This window comes from Sphingomonas sp. LH128, assembly GCF_000293195.2.
Classification (GTDB): domain Bacteria; phylum Pseudomonadota; class Alphaproteobacteria; order Sphingomonadales; family Sphingomonadaceae; genus Novosphingobium; species Novosphingobium resinovorum_A.
In genome coordinates this window covers 16,862-38,120 of sequence record NZ_ALVC01000259.1, presented here as the reverse complement: position 1 = coordinate 38,120, position 21,259 = coordinate 16,862, and the positions used below count along the sequence as shown (strand labels likewise).

Sequence of the window (21,259 nt, the reverse complement as noted above, 5' to 3'; positions counted from 1 at the left end):
GAAGACGAGATCGACCTTGCGGTCCATCAGAGCGGGAACGGTCTCGTCAACATGCCCCTCGACGATCCGCAGCGATACGTCGGGATGCTCGCGCGTGAATTCCGCCACGACGGCGCGCAGACCCATCTGTGCCTGCAAGGGGCAGATCGCGGCCACCAGTTCCTCGCCCAGCCCGCGCTTGGCAAGGGCGATGCGCTGCTGCGCCCGCTCCTGCTCGTTGACCATGAGCCGGGCATGCTCGAGCAGAGCCGTGCCCGCCGCCGTCAGCTCGACCCCGCTGGAACGGCGGTCGAACAGCCGCGCATCGATCTCGTCCTCAAGGGTCTTGATGCTGCGGGTAAGCGCGGGCTGCGTCAGGAAGACGCGCTCTGCCGCCCGGGAAAAATTGCCCAGCTCCGCAACCGCAATGAAGTGCCGCAACTGACGAAGATCCATGATCCCACCTCAAGCCCTATGACGGAAAGAGGAAGGGGAACCCGGAGCCGCCCCCGGGTCCAGAATTTAACGCTTCCTCCCCGCTCTGCGGACAATCCCCCGCCCTTATTTCCCTGCGGCGGGTGCCGCCGGAAGTGCGTCGATCCATGCCTTGAGATCGCGCCCGGTCTGCTCGGGCAGTTCGATCATCGGGTAGTGACCGACGTCGGGATAGTGGATGATCTTCATCGGCGCATTGGCGAACATCACCCGCGCGTCGTCGGCCCGGTCCTTGGGGATGACGATGTCTCGGTCGCCCCACTGCAGCAGCACCGGCACCTTCACCGCCGCCGCCGCGTCGCCCGCGCCCGACTTCCACACCGCCTTGGTGTTCGCCTCGTAATAGGTCTTCACCCGCGCGAAACCGCCGGGGATGTTGTTGGTCATGTAGTACCAATGGACCGTCTCGGGCTTCAGCCGCTCCGGACGCCCGTAGAGTTCGGCCAGCGAATGGCGGTAGAAGAACTCCGGCATGTAGTTGGGCACGAGGTTCGTGTGCACCCACAGGACCGATGAAACGAGAGCCGAAGTCTCGGTCGGAGGCGGCGCCTTGAGCGGCAGGGTAGAGACCGCCAGCGCGCGGACCTGCTCGGGATGGCGCGCCGTGTACATCGTCGCGATCGTCGCCCCGCTGGAGCTGGCGACGATGACCAACTTGCCAAGGCCCTTCTGCTTCACGAAACGCTCGATCAGTTCCACGACGCTCGGCATCCCCTGCGAGGCACGCGGATCGACCGACAGCCCGTAAGGCGGCCAGTCGAAGCGGATGACGCGGTAGGAGCCCTTGAGCTGGTCGGCCCAGCCGTCCCAGATCCGCAGGTTCGACATGGAACTGTGGAGCATCAGGATGACCGGCCCCTGCCCTTCGTCGCGGACATGCAGCTTGACGTCGCCGACCATCTCGAACTTCGACGGCCCGGTCGCCTGCTCGGCCGCGACAGCCTCATAGCTGGGGTTCCACCAGCCAAGCCGCATAGTGCCCAGCGTTCCCGCCGCGACGAGCGCCACTGCCGCCACCACGCCGCCGACGATCCTGCCCACCCGGCGGCTGCCCTTTGCGGAACTGCTTTCGGCCCGATCCCTGACGCTCATCCATGATCCCCTGTGCTGAAACGCCGATGATGACGGGGAGCGCGGCGCGGCTCCAATCAGTAGATTGCAATGAGCCATACCCGCACCGCATGGCGCCACACTCCGCGAGCCAATGTCTCCGGCAGGTGGGCAAACGGCGCCTCACCCAAGAATAAGCGGCGGAAAATCGCGCTATCGAACGCTCCAAACCGACAGAGGGAGACCAAGATGCGCCACGCCCCGCCCCCGCCTTATGTCCTCGCCACGTGCGCCTCGGCGCCGCAGTGCGTGTTCGCGAATGGCGCCGTGGACCGCGCCGCGATCGACCACAACATCGCGCAAACCATCGCCCTGGCCGAGCGGGCGGTCGGTGATCACGGGGCACGGCTGGTCGTGTTCCCGCAGTTCGGCCTGACCGGCTATGCCATGGTTTCCCCCGAGGCCTGGCACGACGCCGCCTTCGCGCTCCCCGGCCCGGAGATCGAGCGCATCGCCGAAGCCTCCCGCCGCACCGGCGCATGGATCGCCGTCCAGGTGCCCGAGCGCCACGACGCCTTTCCGGGTCGCCATTTCCTCTCCTGCGTCATCGTCGGCCCCGACGACGGCATCGCCCTCGTCCACCGCAAGGGCTATTCGCTATCGCTGCGCACCAGCCCGATCGATGTGTACGAGCGGTTCGTGGAAGTCTTCGGCAAGGAGGCGTTCCACCCCGTGATCGACACGCCGATCGGCCGTCTCGGCGCGGTGATCGGTGCCGAACTCCATTGGCCGGAAGTGTGCCGCTCACTGGCACTCAACGGCACCCAAGTGGTACTTAACCCCATAGCAGCCGCCCCGCACCTCGACTATCTGCAGCGAGCAGGCGCGCTTCAGGTCCGGCCTGTGCGGGCCTTCGAGAACATGGTGTACCTCGCCGCCGCCAACATCGCAGGGCCTGAAGACGCACCGCGCTCGACGATCTTCGACTACAAGGGCGTCTCGATCGCAAATCCCGCGCCCGATGCGCCGGACATCACGCTCGCAACGATCGACATCCCGGCGCTGGAAGCATGGCGGCGTGAGCCATCCGCCAATTTCCTCGCCCAGATCCAGGCCGACACCACGGTTCAACCTGATCCGAGCCATCACTGGCCTCGTAACGCATGGCCGGCGCATGCCCCCTCCGGCTTCGAAGATCTGATCGCGACGGAGGCGGCGGCATGGGACAAATTCAACGCCCAATGGGGATAGGCAACGGCTTGTTCGACCGATTGCATAGCGAACACGATTTAGATATACATATGACTGTGAAACATCCGATAAACAGCGAAGTATCGGCCAACTAATCATGAGTTTGAGGCCAGACAACGACCGGTTCAAGGCCCGCGATGCCGACGCCGTCATGACGTTTGGGCAACTGTGCGGGGCCCTGTCCTACTGCTCCGAGGCCACCCTTCGCGTCTTTGCGGGACAGGCCTTGCGCCATGCCCTAATCTCGGCGCTTCGCCAGGAAGGACACGCCTTCACCGACATGCGCTTTCATGCCTGGTTCGCGGGCTTGACCACCTTGTCCGACGAAAGCCCCAGACATGCCCGCGACCCGCGATCTGTGTGCAGCGCGATCCTGACCGAAGTTGCCAACTGGGACGATGCCATAATCGGCCGGCTGGCAGAGCAGCTCAAGACCGCCCTGCTGGCTCCGCTGGACAGTTCCGGGCACAACGCGAACGCCGAAGCCCACCGGATCGTCGAGGCCGCGCGCATGCTGGTTCGCGGATTGCCCTCGGCGGATTCCCCGGCCCCGCTTTCCGATCTCGCCGCATTGCACGACGCCCTTGCCTCCAGCATCGACTTTGCACCGTCTGAGCGAACGACCACGCGCCTCGCATTCGCTAATCGCCAGTTCGACGTCGCCATACCCGCTCCTCAAGCCCCCCTCTGGGCCATCGACATGCTCGCCGGGCGGCACTTGTGCGATGGACAAGGCTTGCGCATCGCCTTCCCCATGCCCGGCCTTGCGAGGCTGGAGGCCTTTGGCATGACCGATGGCCTTCGGCGACGCCAATCGGGCGCGCCGGGCCTGCTCGAAGCCGCTGGAAAGATGCTTTCACAGTTGCGCTCAGCACACGCCCTTGCGAGCTTCGTGCATGCTCCGGTGCCCGGGCGGCGCGGCAGTTCACGGGCGCCGATGCTGATGGAACTGCTCGCCGGGTTTGGCCCCTTGCGCTCAAGACAGATAGAAACGATGCTCGGCGCCTCACGCCTTGGCGTTACCGGTATGATCGAAAGTTGGGAGGCCCAAGGCGCGATCGGCCGAACGACGATCTCAGGTTCTCACCTGCTGGAACTGCGCGCGACGCCAAGGGACTTGCAAAGGCCCACCGCACCCGAGCCATCGGCATTCTCGGCCGGTGCTCTCGACGATTATGAGGCATCGCTCGAAGCGATCGATCGACTGCTGGCACGTCGCAACAATCTACCTCCCGTTGACGACGAAGACTGAAACGCCGCAAAATCGGCCTGCTCGGAGCGTATCGACTCCCAATTCAGCCCTGTGACCCGCTTTTGCGACCCTGCCGGAAAGCGCCCTTACAGCCCCGACAGGATCGCCCGACGACCACGGATATATAATTCGCCTCCCTGCGCTCAGAGACGCCCTCAGAGGAAATTCGAGTTTTTCGAGGCCAACACCTTATGATGTTGCCTCGATCGCGCTTCATCCCTCGATCAGCCCTCGGATCGCGCCAAGCAGTTCGTCCGTGGATGCGCCCGAGCGCGGAACGATCTTCAAGGTCAGTCCGCTTCGCGCCGAGCGGGCGTAGCGAAGCATCGGCTTCCCGTTCCCGGCCTTGACCACCAGTTCACCACCGCCGCTTTTCGTCTTGGCCACCGTCGCAGCGATCAGGCGCTTGGCGACTTCGGGGCCGGACAGCTTCACGCCAAGGTCGGTGCGCTCAGCGCACACCCCCCTGCCCTCTTCGACCATAAGCGCCAGCGCGCGCGGATCGCCGGTAAGCGGTTTGATGTCCCTTGCCACGCGCACGGTGATGTCATGGGTATCGGCAAAGACCGCCACGATCTCTTCGGGCAGACGCGCGACGTCGAGAAGACGGCTGAGCCAGGAACGCGAGATCTTCAGGTGCTCGGCCATCTCGCTTTGCGAGCCGTCGTAGAACTCATCCAGTGCCCGCATATACTCGTTGGCGCGCTCCCAGTCGGAAATGTCCTTGCGCGAGCGGTTCTCGATGTCCGAGACGCGGAACGCCTCCTCGTCCGACACGTGCTGGATGGTGACGAGGTATTCGTATTCGGGGTGATGATGCGTGCGCAGCCACTGCACGGTCCACCACCGGCGGACACCCGCGATGATCTCGTAGTCGTAATCAGGGTCGTTCGTCAGCCTGCGGACGATCGCCGGGATGCGCTGCTTCTTCGCCGAGAGGAATGCGTCGATCAGGTCCCGGCAACTCTCTTCATCGAGGTGATCGATGTCGCGATTGTGCAACCGCCAGGGGCGGCACCGAGCCGGGTCCACCCATTCGGTGCGGTCGGTCACGACCTTGCCCGAAGCGAGCCGCGCAAGGGTCTGGCTCCGGCTGGCCATGATGCTTTCGGACGGCGCCGAGGTGTCCAGCTCCGCATCCTCGAGCCCCTCGGTGAGGCTGCTCCCAAACCCGCGATTACCCTTTGCCATAGTCATTTCCCGTCCGCCGCAGCGTATAATCCTACCGCCGGTTGCCACGTGGCAACACCGGTATTCGTGTTCATTGTCGCCTTCGATCCAATTGCAGGCAATCACCGGATCGAATTTTACATCACTTTGAATTTATAGTGTTTTGTCGTTCGTTGCCACGTGGCAACAGATCAATCCACCTTCCCGGCGCGGCTTTCCCAGGTGCGCAAAACGTCCTGTTCAATGTCATGGCAGACGTCGTTGAGGAAGCGTACGCACCGATTATGGACCTCATGCGAGGTGACCGGGCGGTCGAGTTCGAAGACCGTCTTCATACGCGAACTGGCATTGTCGATCTCGGCGCTGACCTTGAGCACCGAGCCGATCATCGAGCCGCCGAACACCTGCCGCATCATCGCCAGGATCTCGCGGTGCATGGACTTGCTGTCGTCCACACGGCTGGCGACGAGGCGGATGAAATTGTAGGCAGGCCTCACCCTGCCCCCCAGCTGCTCCAGCTGCTTCATGGTGGTACGGGCCATGTCGATGAAAGAGACGGTCGATGCGAAATCGATCACGCTGGGCGGCGCGGGGATGACCATGGCGTTGGCAGCCTGAAGCACGGCCATCGACACCATGCCCAGTGCCGGCGGCGGATCCATGACCACGATGTCGTAGTCGTCCACGACCTCGTCGATCGCCTGGGCAATGATGTCGATGATATCGAAGCTCTGGTTCTGGGCCAGGTAGCCGGCGATCTCGTACTCCAGGTTATAGAGCTTGAGATTGGCGGGGATCAGATCGAGCCCGAAGAAGTGCGTCTTGCGGATGATCGAACGCACGCCGAGCAGTTCGGGATTATGGAAGTGCCCATAGAGCGTGTCGTCCTCTCCGAGATCGACGTCCGGACGATAGCCGAACATCATCGTCGAGCTGGCCTGGCTGTCGCAGTCGATGAACAGCACACGGTAGCCGCGGATCGCGAAGTGCTGCGCCATATGCAGGGCGAGGGTGGACTTGCCGACGCCGCCCTTGAAGTTCGACACCGAAAGGATCGCCGGAGTATCGCCCGGCGCGCGCCACGGCCGCGTGCCGAAGACGGCGCGCATGTGATCGAGTTCCTCCAGCGTATATTGTACCCGGTGCCCGGACGCGGTGCGGTCTCGCTCGGGCAGGCGGCCGTCGCGCTCGGCCTCGCGGATCGCCGAGGCCGTCCGCCCGACCAGGGACGCTGCCTTGGAGATCGGGTAGGAGGGACCGACCTTGTGGCCGGTCTCCGGATCGAGCGCTCCGTCGCGGATACGCTTGAGAATGGTGAGAGCCTTGCGGTGAAGCAGGCCAAGGCTATCTTCCAGCAGTTCGTCGCCGCTGATGTCAGAAGGAGCAGGGGTCGTCGCCATAGATACCCGTCTTGTGAGTTTGAAGCCCGACCCTACCCGGGTTGGAAGTTTCGAGCAACGACCGTCCACCAGTGTTACAAAAGCACCGATGATCTCCGTGCTTTTTGCCCCGAAAAGAACGAAGGCGGCTATTGCCTCGATTCGCGCGACCGATGATCTCGGTGCCGTTGGCGACCTGCAGACGCAGAATCGCCCTTCAGGGGCAGCGCATCCCGGTTGTTTGCGAACGCAGGGGCGAGGTTTTCCCCAAAGACCGATGATGACGGTGCGCAGCGATGATGACGGTGCGTTTGAACGATGATCTCGGAGCGGTTGGGACCGATGATCTCGGAGCGCATACCTATTACAAGAATCCCTAATCAATATCCGATTCGCGAATCGGCTTGATTGAAAAACAGGGAAATTTGGCAGTGGCGCGAGAAAGGCACCGAGATCATCGGTGAGCTTGTAGGTTTCAACCGCCAATTCCTGCCGAAACTGCCAACCTCCTTGCCAATCAGGCCGAAACCTGTTGTCTAAGCGGGACATTACAGGTCCCTGAGTCGGGGCAGAGCAGGGCGACATGAACGGAGATAGCAGCAAGCCGATCGGACACCAGTACGCGCTCGCCATGCTCGATGGCGGCGAGGCGCGGGTGCGTTCACTTGCCCAGGCTGCCGGATCGCAATTGACGATGGATGCGTTTCTGCGCGTCCACGACGAGGAACCGGTTCCGGCGTTCCTCCATTCGGCGCTATGCGCCATGTCGCTGCCGACCAAGCGGCCCAAGGACGAGACCCAGCCCATCCTGCGCGAAGATGGCAAGTATGCGCTGGCCATCAATCCGCGTCCCGTACTGCAGACGGTGGACGGCAAGCCGGTGCTGCGCAGTCTCGGTGTGCCGTATGGCGCCTATCCGCGCGTCGCGCTCATCTATCTGCTATCGCAGGCCGTCTCGAAGCGGTCGCGGGACGTCTATCTCGGGCGCAACTTCACCGAATGGATGCGCAGGCTCGGCTACCAGACCGTGTCCTATGGACCGCGCGGCACGGCGAACCGCATGCGCGAGCAGGTCGATCGCCTGCTCGCCTGCGAATGGCAGATCCGCTGGGACGGCACAGAGGCTGGCGATAATGCTTTCGCGGTGCGCGACGTCAAGATTTCCAACGAATATGCCGGATCGCTCGAGAAGAACGGGGCCTTCGCGCGCGAAATCCGCATGTCAGAAGGGTTCTATTCGCACCTGATCGAGCATGCGGTGCCGCTCAACGAAGTCGCCATCCGCGAACTCAAGGGCACGCCCACGGCGCTCGACCTCTATACGTATCTGGCCTATCGGCTGCCGCGTATCGGCGTGGACAAGGGGCAGACAATCTCCTGGGACCAGCTGGCGCGCCACCTCGGCAACGACGCGGACAGCAAGCGTTTCCGCCAGACCGTGCGCGAGACCATGCAACTCGTCTCGGCAGTCTACCCGAACGCCAATATCGACATGTCCGGGCGAAAGGTCGTGCTTTATCCCTCGCCGGCGCCGCTGGAGCGCAAGCTGGTCGGACCGCATCTGCGGCTGCTGGGCGCTCCCGCGGCAAAAGAGGCACCGAGATCATCGGTCCCGGCGAAGGGCAGCAGCAAGCTTCGCCCGGATTCCGGAAATGCCGCGTCCGACGAACCCCTGCTCGACTTCCCGAACGGCAGCATGAGCTTCGGCGCGCGGGAAGCCGCGTTTCGCAAGATCGGCCTGGACAAGGGCCATCCCTGGGCGGTGGACCAGATGGCCGACGCATTCCGCGCCGGCTTCCCCGGGATTTCGCGCAAGCGCAGCGAAACCGAGTGGTTGCGGGTGTGGGACGCCTTCGTCGTCAGCTATGCCAGACGGCGTAGCGCTACCGAGGCCGAATGACCGATGATGTCCGAGCCGTTTGACGGCTGCGGGCACGCCATGTCACTCGCCTGACAGTTCGATCAGGCTGCGGAAGTTGCGCGTCGTCGGAGAGGCATCGCGCAAATGCAGCATCAAGAGCTGGCTGGAGAACGGCATCTCGATCGACCGGAAGGTCAGCGTATCGACATTGAAGCGGGCAAGCGAACGCGACAGGATCGTGATCCCGAGCCCTGCGGCGGTAAGTCCCACGAGTGTACCGAAGCTGTCGGCCTCCAGCGACACGGTCGGACGGAAACCGAGTTCCTCGCAATGGAGGCCGAGCATCTCGTTGAAGCCGGCGCCGTTCATCGAACTGAAGAGGATCAGCTGTTCGCCTTCGATGTCGGCCAGCGTAAGCGGGCGATCGTACCGGGTGAACGGGTGATCGCGGCGCATCGCCAGCATCATTCCCTCGCACTGGAGCGGAAGCATCTGCATCTGCGGCAGCAGCGTCAGCGGTGAGAAGGCGCGCAGGATACCGATGTCCAGCGTTCCGCGCTCGACGCCGCTGATCTGGTCCTCGCGCGGGAGTTCGTGCAGTTCGACGCTCACTTCCGGAAACTTCGCCCGGAACCGGGCGAGTGCGTCCACCACATAAGGGGTGAACGGCACCGAAGGCGAGAAGCCGAGGCTGAGACGGCCGACCTCTCCGGAATCCGCCAGCCGGGCAATGCGGGCGGCGCGGTCGGCCTGCGCCAGCGTCTCGCGCGCGTGCGGCAGGAAATGCAAGCCGGCCCGGGTCAGCTTGACGCTCCTGCTGGTGCGTTCGAACAGGCGCACGCCCAGTTCGTCCTCCAGTGCGCGGACCTGCTGGCTAAGGGGAGGCTGGGAGATTCCCAGGCGCCGGGCTGCGGCGCCGAAGTGCAGTTCCTCGGCCACGCAGATGAAGTAGCGCAGGTGCCTGAGCTCCAAGGGTCATGCTCCGATTGATAGGTTTTGGATATTGATCATGCCTCCATATATATTGGACAGAAAAGATCCAAGCGCGCATCGGCGATCCCGTGAGGGTTCCCTCTCACGATGCGGCCGGCCAACACCGCTCCCGAACAACAAGGCGGGTGACCGATCCGTTTCCTGACCCGGCATCGCCGGCCGGGCTTTCGTCTTGCGCCTCGGGCGCGGCGGGGCAGGGCGGTGCGCCGGTCTACGACGAGGATGGCGTTGAAGGGGTCGCGAGGCGCGGATCGACCGTGTCTTCGCGGCGCATGGAGAAGTCGATGATCGGTATCGTCAAAGTCGCCCTGAACCGCCCGCTGACGTTCATCGTCATGGCCATCCTGATTGCCGTCGGCGGTATACTCGCGGCGTTCAGAACGCCGGTCGACATCTTTCCCGAGATCAAGGTTCCGGTGATCGCGGTCGCCTGGCAATATGCGGGTCTGCCGCCGCAGGACGTCGGCGATCGCATGATCACCCCTTACGAACGCGTACTGACCACCACCGTCAACGACATCGAACACGTCGAGAGCCAGTCCTACCAGGGCATCGGCATCGTCAAGATCTACTTCCAGCCGGGCGTCGATATCCGCACCGCGACGGCGCAGGTCACCTCGATCTCGCAGACGATCCTCAAGCAGCTTCCGCCGGGTGCGACGCCGCCGCTGATCCTCAACTATTCCGCTTCCACCGTGCCGATCCTGCAGCTTGCGCTATCGGGCAAGGGGCTGACCGAGCAGCAGCTTTTCGATCTGGGCCAGAACCAGATTCGTCCGCGCCTCGTCACCGTGCCCGGCCTTGCCATGCCGTTCCCGTCCGGCGGCAAGCAGCGTCAGGTCCAGATCGACCTCGATCCGCAAGCGCTGCAGGCGCGCGGGCTTTCAGCGCAGGACGTCGGCAACGCCATTGCCGCACAGAACCAGATCAACCCGGCTGGTTTCGTGAAGATCGGTGCGACCCAGTACAGCGTGCGCCTCAACAACTCGCCGAGCACGATCGACGCGCTCAACGACATCCCGGTCAAGGTCGTCAACGGCGCCACCATCTATATGCGTGACGTCGCCTACGTGCGCGATGGCAGCGCGCAGCAGCAGAACATCGTGCATGTCGATGGCAGCCGCTCGGCGCTGCTGACCGTGCTCAAGAACGGCGCAGCCTCGACGCTGGCCATCGTTAACGGGGTGAAGGAGGCCATGCCTTCCATCCAGCAGACGCTGCCCGACACGCTCAAGGTCCTGATCGTGGGCGACCAGTCGCTGTTCGTGAAGGCGGCGGTCAGTGGCGTCATCCACGAAGGTGCGATCGCCGCCGCGCTGACCTCGCTGATGATCCTCCTGTTCCTCGGCTCCTGGCGCTCGACGGTGATCATCGCACTGTCGATCCCGCTGGCGGTGCTGGCCGCCGTCATGGCGCTGGCGATCTTCGGGCAGACGCTCAACGTGATGACGCTGGGCGGCCTTGCGCTCGCGGTCGGCATCCTCGTCGATGACGCGACGGTGACGATCGAGAACATCAACTGGCACCTCGAGCAGGGCAAGGGCGTCGTGGAATCCATCCTCGACGGCGCGGCGCAGATCGTAACGCCGGCGTTCGTCTCGCTGCTGTGCATCTGCATCGTCTTCGTGCCGATGTTCTTCCTGCCGGGCGTCGCGGGCTATCTTTTCGTGCCGATGGCGCTGTCGGTGGTCTTCGCGATGATCGCCTCGTTCATCCTGTCGCGCACGCTGGTGCCGACCATGGCGATGTACCTGCTCAAGCCGCATGCCCCGCACGGCGAGAACCATCACAACGCCGGAGAGCCAGGCTCGCGCAACGTGTTCGTCCGCTTCCAGCGCGGCTTCGAGGCGCGGTTCGAAAAGGTGAGGGCGGTCTACATCAGCCTGCTGCGCCGGGCGTTGGGATCGAGCAAGGGCTTCATGATCGGCTTCCTTGCGATCGTGCTCGTCTCGTTCGGACTGATGCCATTCCTGGGCAGCAACTTCTTCCCGGCGGTCGATTCCGGGCAGATCGCCATGCACGTGCGGTTGCCCGCAGGCACCCGCATCGAGACTTCGGCCTCGCGGTTCGAGGCGATTACCAGCGAGATCCGCCGGATCATTCCGGCAGAACAGCTTGGCACCGTCACCGACAACATCGGCCTGCCGGTCAGCCCGCTCAACACCATCTATTCGAACAGCGGAACGATCGGTCCGCAGGATGGCGACGTTCTGGTCACTCTCAAGGAAGGCCACCAGCCGACCGAGCAATTCGTTGATCGTCTGCGTGTGGAAATGCCGCGCCGCTTCCCCGGCGCCACGTTCGCCTTCCTGCCCGCCGACATAACCAGCCAGATCCTCAACTTCGGTTCGCCTTCGCCGATCGACATCCAGATCGCGGGCAAGGACCAGGACGCCGCGCGTATCTACGCGCACAAGCTGATGACCAGACTTTCGCGCATTCCCGGGATCGCCGACATGCGGCTACAGCAGCCCGCGCGCTCGCCGCAGCTTGACGTGGAGGTCGATCGGGCACGCATCGGTCAGTACGGACTGAGCGAAAGGGACGTGACGACCAGCCTTGCCAGTTCGCTGGCCGGCACGGCGCAGACCGCCCCTCTGTTCTTCGTGAACCCGGAAAACGGCGTGTCCTATCCGGTCGTGGCACAGGCGCCGGAGTATCAGGTCGGTTCGATGAACGCGCTGTCGGACATCCCGGTCTCGGGCACTGCCGGAACGCCCACGCAGCCGCTCGGCGCGCTGGCCTCGCTTACCCGGTCGAGCACGACCTCGGTGGTCTCGCACTATAACATCCAGCCCGTGATCGACATCTATGCGACCACGCAGGGCCGTGATCTCGGCAATGTCGCGGCCGCCGTACAGTCGGCGATCAGTTCGCTCGAGAAGGAACAGCCCAAGGGCACGACCGTCACGATCCGCGGCCAGTACCAGACCATGAACACCGCTTTCTCCGGCCTTGGCTTCGGCTTGCTGGGGGCGATCTTCCTGATCTACCTGCTGATCGTCGTGAACTTCCAGAGCTGGGTCGATCCCTTCGTCATCATCACCGCGCTGCCCGCCGCGCTTGCCGGGATCGTATGGATGCTCTTCGCCACCGGGACCACGCTTTCGGTGCCTGCCCTTACCGGCGCGATCATGTGCATGGGCGTGGCGACCGCGAACTCGATCCTCGTCGTCAGCTTCGCGCGCGAGAAACTCGCCGAACTGGGCGATGCCACCAAGGCGGCGATCGAGGCGGGCCTCGTGCGCTTCCGCCCGGTGCTGATGACCGCGCTTGCGATGATCATCGGCATGGCGCCGATGGCGCTCGGGCTGGGCGAGGGCGGTGAGCAGAACGCCCCGCTCGGCCGCGCGGTGATCGGCGGCCTGATCTGCGCTACGATCGCAACTCTATTCTTCGTCCCTACCGTGTTCAGCTTCGTCCACCGCCGCCGCACCCATGGCGACGAGCAGACCCGTTCGATGGAAATGCAGCCCAGCCATGCTTGAACCCGAGATCACTGAAAACACCGCTTCCGTCCCCGGCCCGTCCAGCGGAACGCTGAAGAAGGTCGGCATCGGCGCCGCCGTCGTCGCGCTGGCCGTCGTCGCCTTCGGCGTCGCGAGCCGGATCAGCGCCACCAACGACCTCGAGGCGGTGGCCGCAGACGCTGCGGTTCCGACCGTCACCGTCGTTTCGCCCGCCACGGCCGAGGGCGGCGACGGGCTCGTCCTGCCGGGCACGATCCAGGCCTACAACAGCGCCGCGATCAACGCGCGGACCAACGGCTACGTCCGCCGCTGGCTGGCCGACATCGGCGATCACGTGAATGCCGGGCAAACGCTCGCCATCCTTGACGCGCCCGAGATCGACCAGCAGCTGGCACAGGCCAAGGCGGACTACCAGACCGCGCTCGCCAACCAGCGCCTTGCCGCGACGACATCGAAGCGCTGGCAGTCGATGCTGGCGCAGGATGCCGTCTCACAGCAGGAAGCGGACGAGAAGGCGGGCGACCTCGCGGCCAAGACCGCGCTGGCGAATGCCGCGCTGGCCAGCGTGCGCGAACTCAATGCAAAGCGCGGTTTCACCCAGCTTTCCGCGCCGTTCAGCGGTGTCGTCACCAGTCGCTCGGCCCAGATCGGCGCGCTGGTGGTGTCGGGTAACGCGGCATCGCAGCCGCTCTTCACCGTCTCCGACGTACACCGCATGCGCATCTACGTGCGTGTGCCGCAGGTCTACTCTTCGCAGATCCATGCGGGGATGAAGGCCAGCCTCGATCTGCCCGAATTCGCAGGCCGCGATTTCGAGGCGTCGCTGACCCGCTCGGCCAATTCGGTCGATGCCCAGTCGGGCGCCATGCTGGTCGAACTGCAGGCGGACAATTCCGACGGCGCGCTCAAGCCCGGTGCCTTCGCCCATGTGCGCTTCGCCATCGACGGAGTTGGCGGTGGTTTGCGCCTTCCCGGCAGCGCGATCATGGCGGCGGAGGACGGCCCGAGCGTCGCGATCGTCGGCAAGGACGGGACGGTCACGCTGCGCCGCGTCACCATCGCCCGGGACGAGGGCAAGACCGTGCTGGTCTCGGTAGGCCTGAAGCCCGGCGACAAGGTTATCGATTCCCCGCCGGACTCCATCCGCACCGGTGACCGCGTCCGCGTCGCCGCGCCGGATGGGAAGGGCGCCAAGGAGGCCGGCGGCAATGGCTGACCCCATGGTTGACAGGGGCAGGGGCATGCTCGCCCGGACGCTGGGCCTGTCGGTCGCTCTCGCGCTGGGCGCCTGCACGATGGCACCGGACTACCAACCGCCGCAGACCGCGGCGCCCGCGCAGTTCAAGGAAATGCCCGGCTGGGCTGCCGCGACTCCGCGCGATGCAGAGGGCAGGGGGCCTTGGTGGGACGTTTACGCCGATCCCACGCTGGCCGATCTCGAGGCACGCGCGGCCAAGGCCAGTCCGACCCTTGCGGCAGCCCTTGCGCGGTACGACGCCGCGCGCGCTGCGGCGCGGGTGGAGCAGTCCGATCTGTTCCCGCAAGCGGGCGTGAGCGGGCAGGCTTCGCGCGAGCGGCTGTCGGCGAACCGGCCGCTCAGCACCGGAAGCTCCCGCAAGTATAATGACTATACCGTGGGCGGGTCGATCGATTACGAGCTGGACCTGTGGGGCCGCATTCGCAACCAGGTGAAGGCGACCACGGCGGAATCGGATGCGAGCGCCGCCGATCTCGCTTCCGCGCGCCTCAGTCTGCAGGCTGCGGTTGCGGACGCCTATTTCCGGCTGCGCGGGCTCGATGCGCAGGCGCAAGTGCTCGACCGTTCGGTCGAGGCTTTCGCCCGGGCTTATGACCTGACCGACAAGCGGCACATCGGCGGCGTCGCCTCCGGGATCGACGTCAATCGCGCCCGCACCGTCCTCGGCAATGCGCGCGCGCAAGTGGCGACGATCGCCAACCAGCGCGCCGCCACCGAGCACGAGATCGCCGCGCTCGTCGGCGAAGTGGCGTCCGGCTTCGATCTGCCGGTGGCGGTCGGCGATTTCGCGCCGCCCGCGCCTCCGGCGGCGACGCCGTCCGATCTGCTGCAGCGCCGCCCGGACATCGCCGCTGCGGAGCGGCGGGTCTTCGCCGCCAATGCCCGCATCGGCGTGGCCAAGGCGGCGTTCTTCCCCTCGCTGACGCTTGGTGCGGCGGGCGGGTGGGAAACCACCAATGGCCAGTTGCTGACGACGCCGAACACGTTCTGGTCGCTCGGTCCGCTCACCAGCCTGCTCACGATCTTCGACGGCGGCCGCCGCTCGGCGCAGGTCAAGATCTCGCGCGCGGACTACGAGGAGACGGCAGCGGACTACCGCGAAACGGTGCTGACCGCCTTCCGCCAGGTCGAGGATGCGATCGCGGCGATGCATCACCTTTCCTCCGCCGCCGTCGCGCAGAAGGAGGCGGCCGACGCCGCGCAGCGCACGCGGGACATTGCCATGTCCCGCTACCGCGACGGTGCGGCCGGTTACCTCGACGTGGTGACGGCGCAAACCGACGCTCTCGATGCTCAGCGCGCCTACATCTCAGTTCAGACGCAGCGGATGCAGGCGAGTGTAGCCTTCGTGAAGGCGGTTGGCGGCGGCTTGACGGAGTTTGGCGGCTCCATGTCGGGCGATTGAGCCAATATTAGGTCAGTTGAGCCGGAGTTCGCCCTGACGCGTTTCGCTTCTGCCCGGCGGGGCGGGCTGGGGCATGGCGGCCGATCGCCCCATCAGGCACCGGGCTCCGCCGACCAGCGTATAGACCGCATGCCGCCCGGCTCCGCGGTTCTGGTGATCGACGCGGAAGCCCTGGTAATGGCGCCGGACCAGTCCGGCCTGCACCAGTTCCGATACCGCGCGGCTCAAATTGGTCTTGCCCGATTTGCGGATACGCTCGTGCACTTCGGCGGCGATCACCGCTTGCGCTGCGGCCGGTTCAGCCGGGGCTCTGCCGGATGAGAGCAGATCAAGGCGCACTTTTTCAGCCAGAATCAGTCGCTTAGGATCGCGCGCACCCATCGGAGCGAGTGCGTCGCAAAGCCAGTCGCGCAGCAGGGTAGTGCGGCCCTCGCGCAGGATGAACGGCCCGGCGCTGCCATCGGGCCGCGCGATTTCCGCGATAAGGCTCAGCACCATGAAGGCATAGCGCGGCCGCGAACTTGTCTGTGCCACGCGGTCCAGCAGGTCCGCCATGTCGCTGGCCTGCCCGCGATGCGGGGAGAGGGGCGTGTGAAAGAACATAGCGAGGCAAAATAGAGCACATAAACGGAATCGTGAGAATCCCCTTTCCGGGCCGCGCTTCGCTTTGTCAGCAATGACACTTTACCGGCGGCAAAGTGTCACGGGTGAAGGTTTCCCATGAGCCGCTGATTCGAACATCACTGCGGACCTCTCAAGCCAATCCGCGCAGCGCCGTCATTTTGCGACATTTGATAGAATTGGTAAGACCGAATGCAATATTGCGCTCGGTCTTGGGCGCCTCAGCCAAGTGCATGTGCCGCGAACTTCGGCTGATTCCTGAGGAAAAGTGTCATTTCCGGCACTTACCTCATGTCTGATGGCGCGCGCTTCGACAAATCGCCACGGCGAATGGCAACAGGAGCATCATCGCCGGGAAGATGTTGGCCACCACTGCTTCATTCCAGGCGGCCCCCCTCGTATGGTCCGCAAGCCGATCACGGGACGAAAGTCTTGCAATTGGCCGGACAGGTTTCCGCTTCGAGGAGACCTGGGGAACAATGGCCCCGCCACAAGAACGGGGTGATCGCCGGTCATTTCCCGAACCGCGCGGCTCGCAGGCCGCGCGGGGGAACGGCCGGAACGGTAAGACCAATGATGGGGATGATGTGATGAGGCTGCTTTCGTCTGTACTTTTGTGTTCCGCCAGCCTGGCCGGTCTCTCGACCCCCGCCCTTGCGCAAAATGCGGATACTTCCGCTGACGAAGCGGTCGCCGGCAACGTCATCATCGTCCAGGCTCGCCGCCGCGACGAGGCGGTGCAGGATGTTCCGGCAGTCATCGACACGGTGACGGCGGACGACGTGGCCAAGCTCAACATCCGTGACTTCAAGGAAGTCTCCACCCTCGTCCCCGGCCTCCAGCTCACCACCGAGGCGAACGGCGTCGGCGGCGGCGGCCGCCTGCGCGGCGTCAACTTCGACGTCTCGGCCAGCGGCACCAACCCGACGGTCGAATTCTACTTCAACGACGCGCCGATCACGGCGGGCGTGATCCTGCAACAGATGTACGACATCGGGCAGATCGAAGTGCAGCGCGGGCCGCAGGGCACGCTGCGCGGTCGCGCCGCGCCTTCGGGCTCGATCACCATCGGCGCCAAGAAGCCCGACCTCTACTCGGTGGGCGGCTTCACCGATATGACCGCCAACGATATCGGCACGCTCAACTTCAAGGGCGGCTTCAACCTGCCCATCATCGAAGGCATCGCCGCGATCCGCGTCGCCGGTGTCTGGGACGAGAACGAGGCCGACCGCGTCCGCCCGATCACTTCCGCGCGCGATCCCTTCCAGCCCACCAAGAGCGGCCGCATTTCCGCTATCGTGCAGCCCACCGACTGGCTCAAGTTCGAGGGCATGTACCAGAAGATGGACCGCAAGGCCCGTCTCTACGATCAGGTCGCGTCCTTCAGCGAAGTGAACCCCGACGCAGCTGCGAGCCCGGTCTATATCGACAGTTCAGACCGCCGCTCGATCATGGAATCGCCGCGTCCGATCCACCAGATCTACGACATCTACAACTGGCGCGCGGAGGCATCGGGCTTCGGGCAAGTGCTGATCTATCAGGGCCAGCACTATACCCAGAAGATCACCGGCATCGAAAATTCGGACGAGGCCAACTTCTTTTCCGCCGGAACCGTTCAGGACACCTATTCGTCGCCCAAGGCGACCTCGCACGAAATCCGCCTGCAGAACGACGCGCGCATCGCTGACATCTTCGACTATGTCGTCGGCTTCTTCGACTACAAGAACGACAACCCGACGACCCTCAACCGCCCGACGATCCTCGGCTATCCGACGAGCGCGACGACCGGCGCCATTTTTGGCATCGTCAACACCGCCATCGACCGTACCAACACCAGCCACGAGCAGTCGTTCTTCGGCAACCTGACCGCGCACCTGGGTGAAGGGACCGAAGTTTCCGGCGGCGTGCGCCACATCTCCTACACTTCGCAAAACGGCCTGTTCATCAACGGCGCCTCGACCGCCACGACCGGGCAGGATGCGAAGAAGTGGATCTACTCCGCCTCGGTGAAGCACAACTTCTCGCCGGATTTCATGGTCTATGCGAGCACGGGAAGCTCCTGGCGTCCCGGCATCAACGTGGTCGGCGATTTCAGCCAGCGCATGTCGGAACTGGAGGACAGCTTCGTCAACCTGCCGCCGGAAAGCTCCAAGTCCTATGAACTGGGCTTCAAGAGCACGCTTATGGGCGGCCGCATGCGCCTGAACGCGACGGCCTACCACCAGAAGTTCAAGAACTATCCGTACCGCACCGGCGGGCGCGGGGTCTACTTCGTCGATTACACCAACCCGGACAACCCGGTGGTGACCCAGTTCAACTTCGTCGGCGCCGTCCCGGTCGAGGTCAACGGCATCGAGGGCGACGTTTCGATCGACGTGATGGACGGCTGGAACCTGGGTCTCGTCGCCAGCTACTCGATCGGCAAGATCAAGAGCGGCACGGTTCCGTGTAACGACCTCAACGGGGACGGCGTGCCGGACGTGATCACGTCCGCGCCTTCGCTGCCGGTTCTGCAGGCTGCGGTCGGCAGCGACAACATCTCGGCTTGCCAGGTCAACCAGCGCTCCGGCTTCCAGGCGCCGTTCAGCGCAACGCTGACCAGCGAATACAGCTTCGCGGTGAGCGATCACGTCAATGCGTACGTGCGCGGCCTGTTCAACTTCTTCGGCAGTTCGCGCGTCGATCCGGTGAACATTTACGACAACCTCGGCTCTTACGGTCTGGTCAATGTCTTTACCGGCATCCGCGACGCCAAGGGGGCTTGGGAAGTCTCGCTCTTCGCCAAGAACCTGCTGGACACCACCAAGACGCTGACCCGGACCGACCCGCTGTTCACGTCCTATCGCAACATTCTGGGGGGCGGCGCGGCGACCACGTTCACCAGCACATACAATGGCGTGACCACCACCGCCCCGCGCGAGTTCGGTATCAACGTCCGCTACGCCTTCGGTAGCCGCTGAGCCTTACTCCGTCGCCGATTGCCCCGCCAATAAAGCGGGCAATCGGCGGCGCAGCAGCGCCACGAACAGGCTGACCTTGGGGGAGAGGTGCTTGAGGCGTGGATAGACGGCCCAGATCGGTTCGTCGTCGGGACATTCTCCGGCGAGCACTTCCTCCAGCCGGCCCTCTGCGATCGCCGCTGCCGTATAGAACGCGGGCAACTGGCACACGCCCATGCCCTCCAGCGCCGCTTCCAGCACCATCGTTCCGTTGTTGCAGCGCCAGCGCCCTTCCGGACGAAAGGTTTCGCCGCGCTGGAAGTGCCAGAGCGCGGCCGAGCCGACGAGACAGTCGTGCTCCTTCAACTCGGCGATGCGTTGTGGGCGTCCCTTCGCGGCGAGATAGGCGGGCGCGGCGACGGTGACCATTGCCCGCGAAGCCACCCGTGTCGCGACGAGGCGCGAGTCCTCCAGATGCCCCGTGCGGATGGCGATGTCGTAGCCGTCGCGGATCAGATCGACGACGTCGTTGTCGAGGTCGCAGGCGATCGCGAGCCTGGGATGCTCACGCGCATACTCGCGCAAAACCGGGCCGATGAACCGCTCTCCCAATGTGTACGAGCAGGTGATGCGCAAGTTGCCGCGCGGGCTGCCCTGCGCGGTGACGGCGGCGATGGCGTCCTCGCGCTCGGAGATCAGGCGGCTGCCGGTCTCGTAGAAGATGCGGCCCGCTTCGGTCAGCCCCAGCGAGCGAGTGGTGCGATGGAACAACTGGCTGCCGAGCTTCGCCTCCAGCCGGGAAACGGCGCGGCTCATGTGCGTGACCGAAGCGCCGAAGCTGCGTGCGGCGGCGGTGAAGCTGCCGGTCCGCGCCACCGTCACGAATTCCTCGATGCCGTCCCAGGCTCCAATCACGATTTTTTCCACTCGGTTATAATGCTTTTCCCAAGAACCCCATTAACGACAATCCGGCAAGGCGCTAGAACCCGCGGCGAAAAGGAGACACCCCGCATGAAGACCCGCGCTGCCGTTGCCTTCGAGGCGAAGAAGCCGCTCGAAATCGTCGAAGTGGACCTGGAAGGGCCGAAGGAAGGCGAAGTCCTGGTCGAGATCATGGCGACCGGCATCTGCCACACCGACGCCTACACGCTCGACGGCTTCGACAGCGAGGGCATCTTCCCCTCGATCCTCGGCCATGAAGGCGCCGGGATCGTGCGCGCGGTGGGACCGGGCGTCACCAGCGTGAAGCAGGACGACCACGTGATCCCGCTCTACACGCCGGAATGCCGCCAGTGTAAGTCGTGCCTCTCGGGCAAGACCAACCTGTGCACCGCGATCCGCGCCACGCAAGGCAAGGGCCTGATGCCCGACGGCACCAGCCGGTTCAGCTACAAGGGCCAGCAGATCTTTCACTACATGGGCTGCTCGACCTTCTCGAACTTCACCGTCCTGCCCGAGATCGCGGTCGCCAGGATACGTGAGGACGCGCCGTTCCAGTCGTCGTGCTACATCGGCTGCGGCGTCACCACGGGCGTGGGCGCGGTGATCAACACCGCCAAGGTGCAGGTGGGCGACAACGTCGTCATCTTCGGCCTCGGCGGCATCGGCCTCAACGTGATCCAGGGAGCCCGCCTTGCTGGCGCGAACAGGATCATCGGCGTCGACATCAATCCCGATCGCGAGGAATGGGGCCGCCGCTTCGGCATGACCGATTTCCTCAATACGAAGGGCATGAGCCGCGAGGACATCGTGGCGAAGATCGTGCTGATGACCGACGGCGGCGCCGACTACACCTTCGACGCCACCGGCAACACCGAAGTGATGCGCACTGCTCTGGAAGCCTGCCATCGCGGCTGGGGCACTTCGATCATCATCGGCGTGGCCGAAGCGGGCAAGGAGATCGCGACGCGCCCGTTCCAGCTGGTCACCGGCCGCAACTGGCGCGGCACCGCGTTCGGCGGCGCCAAGGGCCGTACCGACGTGCCCAAGATCGTCGACATGTACATGACCGGCAAGATCGAGATCGACCCGATGATAACTCACGTCATGGGCCTTGAAGAAATCAACACCGCCTTTGATCTGATGCACGCGGGCGAATCCATTCGCTCGGTCGTGGTCTTCTGAAGAGGGAAATTT

Annotated in this window: 15 protein-coding genes; 8 read left to right on the top strand and 7 right to left on the bottom strand. The window is 64.5% G+C overall.

Features of this window, described 5'->3' with window-relative positions; genetic code table 11:
• Together LH128_RS19915 and LH128_RS19910 are read right to left on the bottom strand one after the other, a co-directional pair.
• Positions 1-435: LysR family transcriptional regulator (locus LH128_RS19915; RefSeq protein ID WP_008831483.1), on the bottom strand; the 435-nt coding region annotated here is incomplete at its 3' end.
• A 105-nt stretch (positions 436-540) separates the two neighbouring features.
• Entirely contained in the window at positions 541-1,566 is a 1,026-nt protein-coding gene (locus tag LH128_RS19910) for an alpha/beta fold hydrolase (protein WP_008831482.1), read from the bottom strand.
• Positions 1,567-1,773: 207 nt separating this feature from the next.
• On the opposite strand from LH128_RS19910, the gene LH128_RS19905 reads away from it, so the two are divergent.
• Positions 1,774-2,775, top strand: a complete 1,002-nt coding sequence (locus LH128_RS19905) for a nitrilase-related carbon-nitrogen hydrolase (protein ID WP_008831481.1) — start codon at positions 1,774-1,776, stop codon at positions 2,773-2,775.
• 97 nt (positions 2,776-2,872) lie between these two features.
• Positions 2,873-4,027, top strand: coding sequence for a hypothetical protein (locus LH128_RS19900; protein ID WP_008831480.1), 1,155 nt, complete (start codon positions 2,873-2,875; stop codon positions 4,025-4,027).
• A gap of 213 nt (positions 4,028-4,240) precedes the next feature.
• Here LH128_RS19900 and LH128_RS19895 read toward each other — a convergent pair whose 3' ends face one another.
• Together LH128_RS19895 and LH128_RS19890 are read right to left on the bottom strand one after the other, a co-directional pair.
• Complete coding sequence (locus LH128_RS19895) at positions 4,241-5,218, bottom strand: ParB/RepB/Spo0J family partition protein (protein WP_008831479.1); 978 nt, start codon at positions 5,216-5,218, stop codon at positions 4,241-4,243.
• A 170-nt stretch (positions 5,219-5,388) separates the two neighbouring features.
• A complete protein-coding gene (locus tag LH128_RS19890) occupies positions 5,389-6,597 on the bottom strand; it encodes an AAA family ATPase (protein WP_008831478.1) in 1,209 nt (402 codons plus the stop codon).
• A gap of 562 nt (positions 6,598-7,159) precedes the next feature.
• Between LH128_RS19890 and LH128_RS19885 the strand changes: the two genes are divergently transcribed.
• Positions 7,160-8,476: a replication protein RepA gene (locus LH128_RS19885; protein ID WP_008831477.1), complete on the top strand. Its 1,317-nt coding sequence runs from the start codon at positions 7,160-7,162 to the stop codon at positions 8,474-8,476.
• A 42-nt stretch (positions 8,477-8,518) separates the two neighbouring features.
• Here LH128_RS19885 and LH128_RS19880 read toward each other — a convergent pair whose 3' ends face one another.
• Entirely contained in the window at positions 8,519-9,409 is an 891-nt protein-coding gene (locus LH128_RS19880; protein ID WP_008831476.1) for a LysR family transcriptional regulator, read from the bottom strand.
• Positions 9,410-9,714: 305 nt separating this feature from the next.
• Between LH128_RS19880 and LH128_RS19875 the strand changes: the two genes are divergently transcribed.
• The 3 genes from LH128_RS19875 to LH128_RS19865 are packed head-to-tail and all read left to right on the top strand — an operon-like array spanning position 9,715 to position 15,563.
• Positions 9,715-12,918: an efflux RND transporter permease subunit gene (locus LH128_RS19875; protein ID WP_037520467.1), complete on the top strand. Its 3,204-nt coding sequence runs from the start codon at positions 9,715-9,717 to the stop codon at positions 12,916-12,918.
• Positions 12,911-14,116 (top strand): efflux RND transporter periplasmic adaptor subunit, encoded by a 1,206-nt coding sequence (locus LH128_RS19870; RefSeq protein WP_008831474.1) that lies wholly within the window; start codon positions 12,911-12,913, stop codon positions 14,114-14,116. Before LH128_RS19875 ends, LH128_RS19870 begins: the two co-directional genes overlap by 8 nt.
• Positions 14,117-14,141: 25 nt before the next feature.
• Entirely contained in the window at positions 14,142-15,563 is a 1,422-nt protein-coding gene (locus tag LH128_RS19865) for an efflux transporter outer membrane subunit (RefSeq protein WP_037520460.1), read from the top strand.
• Positions 15,564-15,575: 12 nt separating this feature from the next.
• Here the strand turns inward: LH128_RS19865 and LH128_RS19860 are convergent, their stop codons facing one another.
• On the bottom strand, positions 15,576-16,166 hold the full coding sequence (locus tag LH128_RS19860) for a hypothetical protein (protein WP_248006126.1): 591 nt from the start codon (positions 16,164-16,166) through the stop codon (positions 15,576-15,578).
• 608 nt (positions 16,167-16,774) lie between these two features.
• On the opposite strand from LH128_RS19860, the gene LH128_RS19855 reads away from it, so the two are divergent.
• Entirely contained in the window at positions 16,775-19,144 is a 2,370-nt protein-coding gene (locus LH128_RS19855; protein ID WP_037520458.1) for a TonB-dependent receptor, read from the top strand.
• Positions 19,145-19,147: 3 nt separating this feature from the next.
• Here LH128_RS19855 and LH128_RS19850 read toward each other — a convergent pair whose 3' ends face one another.
• Entirely contained in the window at positions 19,148-20,038 is an 891-nt protein-coding gene (locus LH128_RS19850; protein WP_327195222.1) for a LysR family transcriptional regulator, read from the bottom strand.
• A 96-nt stretch (positions 20,039-20,134) separates the two neighbouring features.
• On the opposite strand from LH128_RS19850, the gene LH128_RS19845 reads away from it, so the two are divergent.
• Positions 20,135-21,247, top strand: a complete 1,113-nt coding sequence (locus tag LH128_RS19845; RefSeq protein WP_008831469.1) for an S-(hydroxymethyl)glutathione dehydrogenase/class III alcohol dehydrogenase — start codon at positions 20,135-20,137, stop codon at positions 21,245-21,247.
• Positions 21,248-21,259: the final 12 nt, after the last annotated feature.

Bases quoted from the DNA above. Each gene is read 5' to 3' on its own strand.
- LH128_RS19910 (WP_008831482.1), bottom strand. From the start codon at position 1,566: ATGAGCGTCAGGGATCGGGCCGAAAGCAGTTCCGCAAAGGGCAGCCGC.
- LH128_RS19905 (WP_008831481.1), top strand. From the start codon at position 1,774: ATGCGCCACGCCCCGCCCCCGCCTTATGTCCTCGCCACGTGCGCCTCG.
- LH128_RS19900 (WP_008831480.1), top strand. From the start codon at position 2,873: ATGAGTTTGAGGCCAGACAACGACCGGTTCAAGGCCCGCGATGCCGAC.
- LH128_RS19895 (WP_008831479.1), bottom strand. From the start codon at position 5,218: ATGGCAAAGGGTAATCGCGGGTTTGGGAGCAGCCTCACCGAGGGGCTC.
- LH128_RS19890 (WP_008831478.1), bottom strand. From the start codon at position 6,597: ATGGCGACGACCCCTGCTCCTTCTGACATCAGCGGCGACGAACTGCTG.
- LH128_RS19885 (WP_008831477.1), top strand. From the start codon at position 7,160: ATGAACGGAGATAGCAGCAAGCCGATCGGACACCAGTACGCGCTCGCC.
- LH128_RS19875 (WP_037520467.1), top strand. From the start codon at position 9,715: ATGATCGGTATCGTCAAAGTCGCCCTGAACCGCCCGCTGACGTTCATC.
- LH128_RS19870 (WP_008831474.1), top strand. From the start codon at position 12,911: ATGCTTGAACCCGAGATCACTGAAAACACCGCTTCCGTCCCCGGCCCG.
- LH128_RS19865 (WP_037520460.1), top strand. From the start codon at position 14,142: ATGCTCGCCCGGACGCTGGGCCTGTCGGTCGCTCTCGCGCTGGGCGCC.
- LH128_RS19860 (WP_248006126.1), bottom strand. From the start codon at position 16,166: ATGTTCTTTCACACGCCCCTCTCCCCGCATCGCGGGCAGGCCAGCGAC.
- LH128_RS19855 (WP_037520458.1), top strand. From the start codon at position 16,775: ATGAGGCTGCTTTCGTCTGTACTTTTGTGTTCCGCCAGCCTGGCCGGT.
- LH128_RS19845 (WP_008831469.1), top strand. From the start codon at position 20,135: ATGAAGACCCGCGCTGCCGTTGCCTTCGAGGCGAAGAAGCCGCTCGAA.